This window comes from Dyella sp. 01L423, from assembly GCF_056399945.1.
This window is the reverse complement of record NZ_JBFTSI010000002.1, coordinates 1-12920: the sequence shown is the minus strand read 5'-3', so window position 1 is coordinate 12920 and position 12920 is coordinate 1. Positions and strand designations below refer to the sequence as shown.

At 62.8% G+C, this 12920-nt stretch carries 10 protein-coding genes; 7 read left to right on the top strand and 3 right to left on the bottom strand.

Translation table 11 applies throughout. The features are described 5' to 3' along the window. Positions 1-68 precede the first annotated feature (68 nt). From AC1DMY_RS06680 to AC1DMY_RS06660, 5 genes are all read left to right on the top strand, one after another. A complete protein-coding gene (locus tag AC1DMY_RS06680) occupies positions 69-1457 on the top strand; it encodes an APC family permease (protein ID WP_477164213.1) in 1389 nt (462 codons plus the stop codon). Positions 1458-1461: 4 nt separating this feature from the next. Beyond that, a complete protein-coding gene (locus tag AC1DMY_RS06675) occupies positions 1462-4167 on the top strand; it encodes a glycoside hydrolase family 2 protein (RefSeq protein ID WP_477164212.1) in 2706 nt (901 codons plus the stop codon). Positions 4168-4195: 28 nt separating this feature from the next. Further along, the gene (locus AC1DMY_RS06670) at positions 4196-5203 is read left to right on the top strand and encodes a LacI family DNA-binding transcriptional regulator (RefSeq protein WP_477164211.1); all 1008 of its coding nucleotides are present in this window, start codon (positions 4196-4198) and stop codon (positions 5201-5203) included. Positions 5204-5252: 49 nt separating this feature from the next. Then, positions 5253-6098, top strand: a complete 846-nt coding sequence (locus AC1DMY_RS06665; protein ID WP_477164210.1) for a sulfotransferase family protein — start codon at positions 5253-5255, stop codon at positions 6096-6098. 272 nt (positions 6099-6370) lie between these two features. Continuing rightward, the gene (locus AC1DMY_RS06660; RefSeq protein WP_477164209.1) at positions 6371-7210 is read left to right on the top strand and encodes a hypothetical protein; all 840 of its coding nucleotides are present in this window, start codon (positions 6371-6373) and stop codon (positions 7208-7210) included. Between the two features lie 75 nt (positions 7211-7285). Here AC1DMY_RS06660 and AC1DMY_RS06655 read toward each other — a convergent pair whose 3' ends face one another. Next, complete coding sequence (locus tag AC1DMY_RS06655; protein ID WP_477164208.1) at positions 7286-7879, bottom strand: TMEM175 family protein; 594 nt, start codon at positions 7877-7879, stop codon at positions 7286-7288. 328 nt (positions 7880-8207) lie between these two features. Between AC1DMY_RS06655 and AC1DMY_RS06650 the strand changes: the two genes are divergently transcribed. Then, positions 8208-9074, top strand: a complete 867-nt coding sequence (locus AC1DMY_RS06650; RefSeq protein ID WP_477164207.1) for a PP2C family protein-serine/threonine phosphatase — start codon at positions 8208-8210, stop codon at positions 9072-9074. A gap of 32 nt (positions 9075-9106) precedes the next feature. After that, positions 9107-10024, top strand: a complete 918-nt coding sequence (locus AC1DMY_RS06645; RefSeq protein ID WP_477164206.1) for a LysM peptidoglycan-binding domain-containing protein — start codon at positions 9107-9109, stop codon at positions 10022-10024. A gap of 35 nt (positions 10025-10059) precedes the next feature. On the opposite strand, the gene AC1DMY_RS06640 is transcribed toward AC1DMY_RS06645, so the two are convergent. Both AC1DMY_RS06640 and AC1DMY_RS06635 read right to left on the bottom strand, forming a co-directional pair. Next, positions 10060-11766: a protein kinase domain-containing protein gene (locus tag AC1DMY_RS06640; protein ID WP_477164205.1), complete on the bottom strand. Its 1707-nt coding sequence runs from the start codon at positions 11764-11766 to the stop codon at positions 10060-10062. After that, positions 11763-12293, bottom strand: a complete 531-nt coding sequence (locus AC1DMY_RS06635) for an FHA domain-containing protein (RefSeq protein ID WP_477164204.1) — start codon at positions 12291-12293, stop codon at positions 11763-11765. Before AC1DMY_RS06635 ends, AC1DMY_RS06640 begins: the two co-directional genes overlap by 4 nt. Positions 12294-12920: the final 627 nt, after the last annotated feature.

The window sequence follows — 12920 nt, the reverse complement described above, 5'->3', positions numbered from 1 at the left end:
GAAAACCATTGCGCTTCGGGGTCAGCATCTTCGCCAGCCCGTTCGCCACTCATCACGACAAGGCAAGCATGCAGGACTCCAGCGCGCCCAAACCCGTTCGCGACAACGCCTTCCATCGTTCCATCGGCGTGTTCTCGGGAACGGCAATCAATATGACCCAGATGTGCGGCATCGGGCCATTCATCACCATTCCCATCATGGTCGCCACCATGGGCGGCCCGCAGGCCATCATTGGCTGGATCGTCGGCGCCATCCTGGCGATGGCGGATGGACTGGTGTGGGCCGAACTCGGCGCGGCCATGCCCGGCTCCGGGGGCACCTACGTCTACCTGCGGGAAGCATTCCAGTACCGCACCGGCAAACTGATGCCGTTCCTGTTTATCTGGACCATGCTGCTGGCGATTCCCTTGCTGATGTCCACCGGCATCATCGGCATGGCGGAGTATCTGGGTTTCTTCTTTCCCAATCTGGGCTGGTGGCCGGTGCATCTCATCGGTGTGGCAGCCACCGCCCTGGTCACCTGGATGCTCTACCGCCGCATCGAATCGGTACGCGCGATCACCATTGCGTTGTGGGTGATCATGCTGGTCTCGGTGGTCGGCGTGACGGCGGCGGGATTCTCGCACTTCCACGCGGGCTACGCGTTCGACTTCCCTCCCGACGTGTTTGGCGGCCACTTCTTCGTGGGCTTGGGCGCGGGACTGATCATCGGCATCTACGATTATCTGGGTTACAACACCACGGCCTATATCGGCGACGAGCTGCGCAATCCGGGCCGCACGATGCCCCGCTCTATCATCATCTCGGTGATCGCGATGATGGTGGTCTACCTGCTGCTCAACATCAGCGTGCTCGGCGTGGCGCCCTGGCAGGAGATCGCCCAGTCCAAGTCGGTGGCCTCGCTGGTGGTGGAGCGCAGCTGGGGACATCTGGCCGCAGCCGTGATGACGGTGCTGATCATCGTGACCGCGTTTGCCTCGGTATTCACCGGCCTGCTTGGCGGTTCGCGCGTGCCGTTCGAGGCGGCGCGGGACAAGGTATTCCTGTCGGTATTCGCGCGGCTGCATGCCAAGCACGGCTTCCCGCATGTCGCACTGCTGACGATGGGCGTGGTCACGGCCATCGGCACGTTCTTCGACCTCACCGAGGTCATCAACATGCTGCTGACCGCCATCATCATCGTGCAGTCCTTCGCGCAGATCGCCGCGTTGATCGTGCTGCGCAAGCGCCAGCCGAATCTTGCGCGTCCGTACAAGCAATGGCTCTATCCGGTGCCCTGCATCATCGCGCTGCTCGGATGGATCTATGTGTACCTGTCCGCCTCCACGCTTTCGCTGATCCTCTCCGGCGTGTGGATCGTCGCCGGCCTGGTCGTGTTTGCGATCTGGGCGCGGCTCAATCAATCCTGGCCATTCGCGCCGGTGGAAATACGCGAAACCTATCTTGGGAAACCCTGACGCCATGCAAACTCCAGCCAGGCACACGCTGTGGATGATGGCCGCGATGGCCGCGATGGCGGCATCGGCCGTATCGGCCGCGCACGCCCAGACGACCTACATCCCCACCACGGTCGCCGCCGATGCGGGATCCGTCACCGCCATCGCTCGCTGGCAAATCCAGGACAGCGCGAACGCGCAGCAAGCGGGCGATGAGATTTCCACCACGGGCTTTTCCACCAAAGAGTGGTATCCGGTGAGCGGACGGGCGACCGTCATGGCCGGACTGTTGGAAAACGGAACGTTCAAGAACGACGTGTTCTACAGCGACAACCTGCGCGCGGTGCAGGTGCCCGATTCCAGCGGCAACCTGTTCGTGACGCCTTGGTGGTATCGCGCCCAGTTCACGCTGTCCAAGAACCTGGGCCAGAAGCACACGCTGCTGCATACCAACGGCCTGATCGCGAGCGCCGACCTGTGGGTGAATGGGCATCAGGTCGCCGATCACGCCGAGCTCGCAGGTGCCTATCCCGTGCACGACTTCGACGTGACCCGCTGGGTACATGCCGGCGCCAATGTGCTCGCCATGCGCGTGCATCCGGCCGATCCACGAACGAGCCTGTCGATCAGCTGGGTGGATTGGAACCCCACCCCGCCGGACAACAACATGGGGCCCTGGCGCGGCGTGGATATCGCGCAGACCGGGCCCGTTGCGTTGAGCTTTCCGCACGTGCAATCGACGCTTTCGCCCGATCTCGCGCACGCCACGCTGGCCGTGAAAGTCAGCGCAAAGAATCTCGACACGGCGGCGCATGACGCGACGATCACCGGCACCGTGGCCGGCGTTCCCATCCAGCAGACCGTGCATCTCGCGCCGGGACAAACGCAGGACGTGTCGTTCTCGTCCAGCACCACAGCGGGCCTCGCACTGGATCATCCGAAAATCTGGTGGCCCGTCGGCATGGGCGACCATCCGCTGTACCAGTTGGAGATGAGCGCCGCCGTCGATGGCGCTACATCCGATCGGGCCTCGGCAAGCTTTGGCATACGCAGCGTCAGCTCCAACCTGACCAAGCAGGGCTATCGCCAGTTCTTCATCAACGGCAAGCCACTGCTGATCCGCGGCGGCGGCTGGGCGCCGGACATGTTTCTGCGCGACGACCCCGCACGAATGGAGGCCGAATTCGGCTATGTGCTCAATCTCGGCCTCAATACCATCCGCAGCGAGGGCAAGCTGGAGAACCAGCGTTTCTACGATCTGGCTGACCAATATGGCGTCTTGATACTCGCCGGCTGGGAGTGTTGCGACAAATGGGAATCGGCCGCCAAGACCGGCGGCTCGCCCTGGACGGCGGCCGACATGAAGGTGGCGGAAGAGTCCATGGCCAGCGAAGCACGCCTGCTGCGCAATCATCCCTCGGTGATCGGCTTTTTGATCGGCAGCGATAACGCGCCGCCGCCGCCCATCGCCAAGATGTATTTCGATACGCTACGTGCAGCGGATTGGTCCTTGCCCATCGTCTCGGCGGCCGTCCCTCAGGGCACCGCCGATGCCGGCCCCTCTGGTCTGAAAATGGCCGGGCCGTACGACTGGATTCCGCCGTCGTATTGGTACGCCGACAAGCTAGGCGGCGCATTCGGATTCGATTCGGAAGTCAGTGCAGGCGCCGACATCCCGCGACTGGAAGACGTGCAACGCATGCTCTCGCCGCAGGAGCAGGAGGCGCTGTGGAAATACCCGGGGCAGAGGCAGTACCACGCCTCCGCGGACTGGTCGACGTTCGCCGTGCTGACGCCCTTCGATAACGCGCTGGCCAAGCGCTACGGCGCGCCCAAGAGTCTTGCCGACTATGTCGCCAAGGCCCAGCTCGACAACTACGACAACGTGCGCGCTCAGTTCGAAGCGTTCAACGCGCACATGGATGCCGCCAATCCGTCGACCGGCGTCATCTACTGGATGCTCAACAACGCGTGGCCCTCCCTGCACTGGCATCTGTACGACTACTACATGAATCCCGCAGGCGCGTACTTCGGCGCCAAGAAAGCCAACGAACGGGTGCACATCCAGTATTCGTACGACTCCAAGGGCATCGTGCTGGTAAACCAGACGCTGGACGATATCCACGGACTGCAGGCGAACGTCCGCGTGCGCAACCTTGATGGCAGCGTGCGTTTCGAGAAGCATCTGCAAAACATCGATCTGGCGGGAAATCACACGCACCAGCTGGCGACGCTGCCGGCCATCGCCAACCTCTCTCCCACCTATTTCATCGAGCTCGAGCTCGCCGCTGCCGACGGCAAGCCTGTCAGCCGCAACGTCTACTGGCTGTCCACCCGGGCGGACGTGCTCGACTGGGCGAAGTCGAACTGGTATCTCACACCACTGACCCAGTATGCGGATCTGACCGCGTTGCAGTCGTTGCCGGCGGCAACGAGCGAGGTCCACGCCACCACTACGCGCGATGGCAAAGACGAGGTCACCACGGTCACGCTGTCGGTGCCTGCATCGTCCAAGGCTGTGGCCCTGTTTCAGCACGTGTCGATCCGGCGTGGCGCGCATGGCGAACTTGCGCTGCCGATACGCTGGAATGACAATGACGTCACGCTCTGGCCCGGTGAGTCGATCGTGCTGACCGCGCGCTACGCATCGCAGGAAACTGCCGTACCGGTGGTCGAAGTGAGTGGATGGAACGTTCCCGCTCAAAACGTTCCGGCTGCGATCACGCAGTGAGCAGATCATTGAAGACGCAAAGGCTTTCATGTCGCGTGTGACCATCAACGACGTCGCCCGTGCCTCGGACACGTCGAAGAAGACCGTATCGCGTGTGCTGAACAACGAGCCGAATGTCCGCGACTCGGTGCGCGAACGCGTTCTGGCAGCCGTGGCGGAACTCAACTACCGGCCGCTCACCTCCGCGCGCAGCCTGGCGACCAATCGCTCCTTCATGATCGGCCTGCTCTACGACAACTTGTCGCCGAGCTACATCATGGAAATCCAGGCCGGTGTGCTGGAGGCGTGCGAGGCCAGGCAGTACAGCATGATGGTGCAGCCGCTGGTGTCGACGGCGCCGGATTTCGTCGAGCGTGTCGAAAGCATCCTCTCGCGGCACCAGCCTGACGGGCTGATTCTTACCCCGCCCATCACCGACCATCCGAAACTGCTCGATTACCTGCGCAAGCACGATCTTCCGTTTGCCTCGATCGCCCCGCGCCAACCCAAGGGCTGTATCGGCGTGATGCTGCGCGAGCGTGAAGCGGCTGCGGCGATGGTGGATCACCTGGTGGCGCTGGGCCATCGTCGCATCGCGCACATCATCGGCGATCCCAAGCACGGCGCAGGCATCTGGCGCCTGGCCGGCTTCCGTGATGGCATGAAGCGCGCGGGCCTGGAGGAAAAACCGGCCTATATGGTGCAAGGCCAGTTTTCGTTCGAGTCCGGTGTCGCTGCGGCTCGCCGGCTGCTCAAGCTAAAGCAGCGGCCCACCGCTATTTTCGCGGCCGACGATGACATGGCCGTCGGTGCGATCTGGGCCGCCGCGGAAGCCGGCGTGTCGGTTCCCGGCGACATCTCCATTTGCGGCTTCGACGACACCACCATCGCCACGCAGGTGTGGCCGCTGCTGACCACGGTCCACCAGCCCGTACGCGAGATGGGCAAGCTCGCCACGGAAGAACTGCTGCAGCGCGTGCTGGGCAAGGGAGAAGCCCGCATGGTCGAAGTCGGCTATGAGATGCGCATGCGTGCATCGACGGCGCGCGCGCCCTGAATCGGGCACTATCAGCAGAACCCAGCCATCGATCGAGAGGAGCACCCGCATGCCAGCCACGCCCGACGCCAGCAACCCGCCGCGGAAGTTCCACTTCATCTCCGGGTTGCCGCGCGCCGGCACCACCCTGCTGGCCGCCATCCTCAATCAGAATCCGCGCTTTCGCGCCGGCATGACCAGCCCGCTGGCCGACATCATGGGCGTGGTGATCGCCGAAGCTAGCAGCAAGAACGATTTCTCGTTCGATGTCTCCGACGAGCAGCGCGTCGCGCTGTTGCGCGGGCTGGTGGAGAACTTCTATTCGGTGGACGCAAGTGCGGGCGTGATATTCGACACCAGCCGCCTGTGGTGCAGCCGCATGCAGTTGCTCAACGTGCTGTTCCCCGGGGTGAAGGTCATCGCCTGCGTGCGCCAGCTGGCCTGGGTGCTGGACAGCATGGAGCGGCTGGTGCGCCGGCAGCCGGTCAGCGTCAGCAAGGTGTTCCGCTTTGACACCAACACCACGGTGTACTCACGCACCGAGGCCTTGACCGATCCGCGCGGCATGGTGGGCTTCGCCTACCAGGCCACCAAGGAGGCGTTCTACGGCCAGGACGCGCAAGAACACCTGTTGATGCTGACCTACGAAAGCCTGGTGGCCGATCCGGCGGCGGCCACGCGCGCGGTCTACAAGTTCCTCGGCGAGCCCTGGTTCGAGCACGACTTCGACCACATCGAATACAACGCCGACGAATTCGACGCACGCGTCGGCATGCCGGGCCTGCATTCCGTTCGGCCAAAGGTGGAGGCGATCGAGCGCCAGCCCATTCTGCCGCGCGAAGTGTTCGGACGCTTCGCCAATGAAGCGTTCTGGCTGGACCCCAAGAACAACGTCAACCAGGTGACCATCGTCTAAGAGTGTGTCATCGTCGCAAGGAACGAAGGCCGCTGCTGCGGCCTTCGTCGTATCTGCATGAGGCCAGCCCAAACCGGGCGGCAGGGGCGCAAGGAAAGGGCCGTGTGCATTTCGGACGAGGAGATCGTCACCAGGACGAATCCGATCGACGCGTGACCGATCCGAGCTTAGGATGAAATCCGATCGAGCAGCACAACCTCAGGGGACAACACATGACGACACGATCCAAGAGTCCGGCGGCTGGCTTTGACTGGCTGAAGAACGGCATCAGTGTGGCACGGCGCCATCCAAAGCCATTGCTCGGTGGGGCGGCGCTGCTGGTGGTGGCCTGCCTGCTGCCGTCGCTGATCACGATGCCGCTGCAATATCGCGCCATGTACGGTGGCACGCCGCCAAGCATGACAAGCTTTGTCTGGGGCATGGTGATTTCGGTCCTGTTTGGTCTCGTGCTCGTACCGCTCTACGCGGGCTACCTGCAACTCGTCGATGCAGCCGAGCGCGGCCTGCCCGCCCGCGCGACCGATATCTTCAAGCCCTATCGCAACGGCGACGCCATGCGCCTGATCGGGTACGGACTGGCGATGATGGTGATCTATGTCGTCTTTTTTGGATTGATCATCGCGACGACGGGAGGCAGCGCCTTCGCCTGGTACATGCAGGCATTGGCTGCGCAAACCAACCACGTGCCGCCGCCCGGCGTGCCCCAAGGCTTCGGGATCGTCATCGCACTGTCCATGGTTGTTGGCCTCTTGATGATGGGTTTCTACTCCATCAGCCTGGGCCAGATCGCCTTGCGCGGCCGCCCTGTATTCAGCGCCATCGGCGACGGCTTGATCGGTGCGCTGAAGAACGCGCTACCACTCCTGGTGTTTGCATTGAGCGCGTTCCTCGCCTGGATCGTCCTGGCGATCGCCCTGGGTATCGTGGTCGTGGTGCTTGGCCTGATCGGCAAGCTCGTCGGCGTATGGCTGGCGCTCGTGCTGATCATTCCGCTTTATATCGCCGTCATCCTGCTGGCGTTTACGGTCATGTTCGGAGCGATGTACCACCTGTGGCGCGATGTGTGCGGCGATGACATCGTTCCCGACATGGCTGGGGCGAGCGCTTTCTGATCGTCGGAGCGCTACGCTGAAACGAACAAAGGCCGCTTGCGCGGCCTTTGTCGTCTCTGCGAGGGTTCTATTGGCTCAGGCGGCGGTGTCGTCGGCTCGCTGGAAGGCATCGCGGCGGCAATACAGGATAAGAAACGAAGCCAATAATCCGAGCCGCAATAACGGTGGAATGACCGTCACCAAGGCGGCGATCAAGAACACCGCCAACATGATCCATGCCCTATACCACTGCCATCGCCGGGAACGCGGATCGATGCCTTCCGGCAGGTGCGAAAAGCTTTCCCGCATCAACACCATATAAGTGCCCTGCACCAGAAAAAAGACCAAGGCATAAAGTGTCAGCGGAAAGCTAGCCATGTCGCTCTCGGCCAACCACGCGGTGGTAAACGGAATAAAGGAGATCGCAAACAGATTGGCGAAGTTGGCCAGGGCCAGGGTGCCAGTCAGATACTGCGCGTATCGCAGCGTCGCGTGATGATTCAACCAGACGACGGCGATGAATGCGTAGCTCACGGCGTAACTGACCAGGTCCGGCCACAAGCTGATCAACGCGGGCAAATCGTGCCCGGCCGGCGCCTTGAACGACAGAACCATCACCGTGATGATGACGGCAAATATTCCGTCGGAAAGCGCATAGAAGCGCGCCAGCCGGTCTTTGCTCTTGGTCATGAGGTCACCCAACTGCTGGTTGGTGCGGGAATCGCCGTTTCGGTTGCCGACTGTCCGGATCTGGTCGAAAGCGGCCCCTATAAGGGTGCGCGCAGGGCCCACTCCCATCAAGCTCGATGGGTAGGCACGCGCAAAGTCCAAGAGGATCCGAAGAACTCCCCGTATTGCCCCGCCCCCCCCTCTGTCCGATTGGCCAGGCAGCCCCAGGCGGCTCAAGCTTTACCCAGGGTCATGATCGGGCTTATGGCAACGGGACCAAACGCAAATTTTCAGCGGCAAAAGTCCCGTAAGGTTTCAGCTCGCAGGGCTGCGCTCAGGGGTCGGGGGGATGGACAAAACGGTCGACTTTCACGCGATTCCGCGGGCGGCGGGTGGCCGCGCTCAAGGCGGAAGGGCCAACCAGGAAGATGACCTTGTCTGCCTTCACGATCCGTCGTCGTCCACCTGGTTGTTGGTGCTGGCCGATGGCATGGGCGGTGATGGCGCGGGCGAACTGGCCTCCCATGGCGTGATCCGGGCGGCCCTTCGCTCCTGGGAGCAAGGTTCCTGGCGCTCCCTGCCAGGATCACTCTTTCTCGAGGCGCTCTGCCAGGAAGCGCATGCCGAATTGCGGCACCGCGGCGAGCATCTCGCCGGCGAGGAACCGCATTCCACCGTCGTGGCGGCGATCATTCGCGGCAGCCGGGTCTCGTGGGCACATGTTGGCGATAGCCGTCTTTACCGCTTTGAAGGCACGCGCCTGATCGGACGCACCGAAGACCACAGCCTTGGGCAACTGAAACTGCAACGTGGCGAATTGACCGAGAGCGAGCTTGCCAACGATCCCGACCAGCACAAGCTGCTGCGTGGCCTGGGAGGACCGCAAGCCCCTGTGGTCGAACATGGATTCACTGAACTGGACGGCGACCAAACCTTGGTGCTCTGCAGCGATGGCGCATGGGAGCAACTCACCACAGAGGAACTGGCGCACCTGTCGCAGCGGCGTGATCAGCATGAGGCCCTGCAGGAAGCCCTGGCCATCGCCGTTGAACGTGGCGGCAAGGATGGCGACAACGTCGCCCTTATTTTCGCCCGTGCAAGCGGTGAAAGCTGGCTGCGACGTTACCGGAACAAACTTTGGTCTGTCATGCAGCGCACCGTCGTTTTTGGGCGGCGAGCCGCCGAGCAGACTTCAATCAGGGATAGCGAGACATGACCTTGGCCCGATCATTTGGAACTGTGCACCCGATGCTTTTACGTACACTGCGCCTAACGCTTTGCATTGCCCTGCTTGCCATCACCGGTTGCGCCCCGATGAGCAACCTCAAGTCCAAGCCGAGCAGCCCCACGAGCGCCAGTAGCGGCACCGCGCCCGCCGCGAACAATCAAGATGCCACAACAGGCGACAACGAAGCGCTGCCGTTGAATGCCATTGCCAACACCTACTTTCTGCACGGACGCTACGCCGAAGGCGAGCCGCGTTTGCGGGAGTATCTGGCGAAGTACCCGACCGACCGCGCGGCACAAATCCTGTTGCGACAGTTCACCGTCGACCCAAACACTGCCCTGGGTAAACAGTCGCGTTCGTATGTCGTGCAAGCCGGGGACTCTTACAGCACCCTGGCCGCACGCAGCCTGGGGGATTCCAATCTATTCCTGCTGCTGGCCCGCTATAACGGCTCGACCAATCCGGCGTCGTTGCACGCGGGTGACACCATCCGCCTGCCCCAATCGCCGTTGCGGGCCTCGTGGTCTTCCGATACGGCACCGGCCAAAACCAATGCGCCCACTCGCAGCACGGCCCCCACCGCAGCGGTCGCCACCACCGAGGCTGCACCTGCAGGCGAGTCGCCCGCCTCCAAGGCGCAGCGCCTGCAGCTGGAAAGCGTCGCCTTGTCGCAGCAGGGGAAGAACGCCCAGGCATTGACGCGACTGGACCAGGCGCTGACCATCGACCCGCACTTGAAGCCCGCAGGAAATCAGGCGCTGAGGGAGCAATTGCTCGCCTCCTATCACGAGCGCGCGGTGGTGCTGTATCGCGGCCAGAAGCTCGACCAGGCGATTGCCTTGTGGGACCGCGTCCTCGCGATTGACCCGAACTACGAGGGCGCCGTGGTCTACCGGGCAAGAGCCGTCGAACTACAGCATCGCCTCAAGCAGCTGTAACGCGCGTCCCTGCCCTGCCCCGTGGATAGCGGGGCTTACCGTTCCTCTTTGGCCGCCGTGGGCGGCATGACCACGGTTGGTTGTGTCGCCGGATTCGACGCCGCGGGCGAGGATGCCGGCGGCGCATGGCTGCCTTGTCGCGCCTCCAGGGCACTACTCATCTGATTGAAGGCGACGAACAGGCGACCCAGTTCGTCGTGGCGAACCAGACGGATGCGCTGACTGAAATCACCGCGGCCAACCTGCACCAGGGAATCCCCCAGCATGCCGAGCAAGGCCAGCGGCTGCCGGAACAACCAATACGCGGCGCCGACCACTGCCATCAGCGTGATGAGGAGAACCGATACGATGACCCAGAAGGTCGTGCGCTCTGCCACGAGCAGGGGCGCCTTGCTGACACCCAGGCGCAACTCGCCGACGTCCTTGGCCTGATAGCGAATGGGTACGTCGAACAACAGCAGGTCATCGCCGCGGGAGTCCGCGTCAACGCGGCCAACGTAACGTTCCACCCCGTCGGCCAAGGTCTGCTTTTCGGCATCGAGCTTGGGCAGCGTCTTGCCCATGTCTTCCGCTTGCGTGCTCGCCACCACCGCGCCCTCTCGATTGGCGATGGCGAGGTATTGAATCTGCTGGTTCTGCGCGATGTCCTGCACCAGGGCTCGGGTGGCGGGGTCATCTCCCAGCAACAGGTTTTCAGCCGACTCGCTGGCGACCATGCGACCCAATGAGCCGCCAAAGTCGGTGGCCAGCCCCGTCACCGCCGAGTGCTGCTTGGCGTAGATCACCGCCAGTCCCAGCAGCAGCACCAGGCATAGCGTGGCACCCAGGGCGCCGATCCAGCGCAGGCGCAGCGAGATGATGCGCGTGGCCAGCGGCGACTCATGCGATCGCTCGTACTCCCGGCGCGCCAGCCGCAGATCGTTGATGACTTCGGCGCCGGTCTGATAACGGGCCTCTGGCGCCGGTGCGAGCAGCGTTCGCACGATCCCCGCCATCATCGACGGTATGGCCGGATCGATTGGCACCATCGCTGGTTGTGGATGGCGTTTTCGATCCCTGATCAGTTGCTTCAGGTCGTCGGTTTCCGGCCATGGCAGGTTGCCGGTGAGCAGCCAGTAGAGCACCACGCCCAGCGCAAACAGATCGCTGCGCGCATCGGCACGCTCGCCTCGCAAGCGTTCCGGCGCCATATAGGCAGGCGTGCCGCCGATCTGCCTGGCCTGGCTTTGCCTGATGCTGTTGACGGGCCTGCGCTCGGCGATGCCAAAATCAGTGAGCTTGGCGCAATGCCAATTGTCCGAGAGCATGATGTTCTCGGGCTTGACGTCATGATGGATGACGCCCTGCCCGTGCGCATAGTCGAGCGCCGATGCCACTTGCGACACCAGCTCGATGATCACGGCCAAAGGCGGCAATCCCTCTTGCGCGACGCGGCTTGCCAGCGTCGCGCCCGAAAGCCTTTCCATCGCGATGTACTTGCGGCCGTCGTCCGTTGCGCCGGTATCAAAGATCGTAACGATATTGGGGTGCACGAGATGGCCGGATGCGCGCGCCTCCAGCAGGAACCGACTCATCAATCTCGGGTCGGTCGCCACATTGCGATGCAGGCATTTGATCGCCACCGGCCGGTCGATGCCGGGATCAAACCCGGCATACACCACCGCCATTGCGCCCTCACCGAGCACACCGTCAATCCGGTAGCGCCCGATGGTGCGCGGCCGCATGCGCTCGACCGTGCTCATGCGCGCAACAACCACAAGGCCACGCCGCCCAGCGCGATCAGCAGCACCAAGGCCAGTGCGAACCATCCGGCACGCCCAAGCCTGGACGCGCCAGGCTCCCGCGTAAGAAACACGAATTCCGACTGTCCAAACCGAATGCGATCGCCATGCCGGATGGTGGCTTCGTGCACCCGCTTGTTGTTGACGAACGTGCCATTGGTGGAGAGCGTGTTCATCACCACGTAATGGCCTTGCTGGTTCATGACCCACGCATGGGTGGAAGAAACGCTCGGGTCGCAGATGACGATGTCGTTCTCACCGCCACGCCCTACGGTTTGCCGACCAGCACGCAACGTAAAGCGGCGCCCCTTGAGCGCCGCGCTGGTTCCTTCGAGCACGGGTTCGTGGACGCTGACGCCGCCATCACTAGCAAAACCTGCCTCGCCCGCGAGCCGGCTCAGCTCGTCAGCCGAAAAAAGCCGTGTCCCCTGCGGGCCCGATGAGCGCCTACCGGTGGCCGGCGATGAACTGTAGCTGCGGTTTTCCATCGAGCGCCTAAGGGTGAATTCAACCAGTCAATCGTAACCAAGCCATCGGTTGCTCCTGCGCAAACCCGGCCCATCCGTTCGCGCCAAGGCAGTCCTTTCGCGAGACTGACACGCAAAAAAACCACCCCGCCAACAATCCCCGACACTCTCGTACTACGAAGTATTCGTTTAACGAGAAGCTCATCACAGTGCTTGAAAGGGGCGAATCGGCATCGCGTATTTTGATGAACAGGTTGCCGATTACTTCGCGCTTCCTGCGGACGAGCGTGCACCACCCGCCCCCAAGAACTCCCGCAGTACGCGCCCCTTCGGCAGCGCCGGGATCGTTCTCCGGTTTCACCCGACCGCCTAGCGGCCAGTCGATCCACCTAGGCCTGAATAGCCCATACGACAAGTTGTTCGCGGTCCGGCATCGGTAAGCAGAGTCCCGTGGCAAGCGAATCAAGCACTGGGCTTACCCATCTTGGCCGTAGCGTGGGGTCCGCTTCACGCCCTGAGCCGTTCCGTCAACTATCCGACGAAGCTAGACCAGCAAGCAAGGGCGAGCCACGGCGCTGCAAGGCCATAAGGTAGCGCGACTCATCGTAGGGCGTGTGGGACAGCCAGCATCGATGCAGGATGCGGATC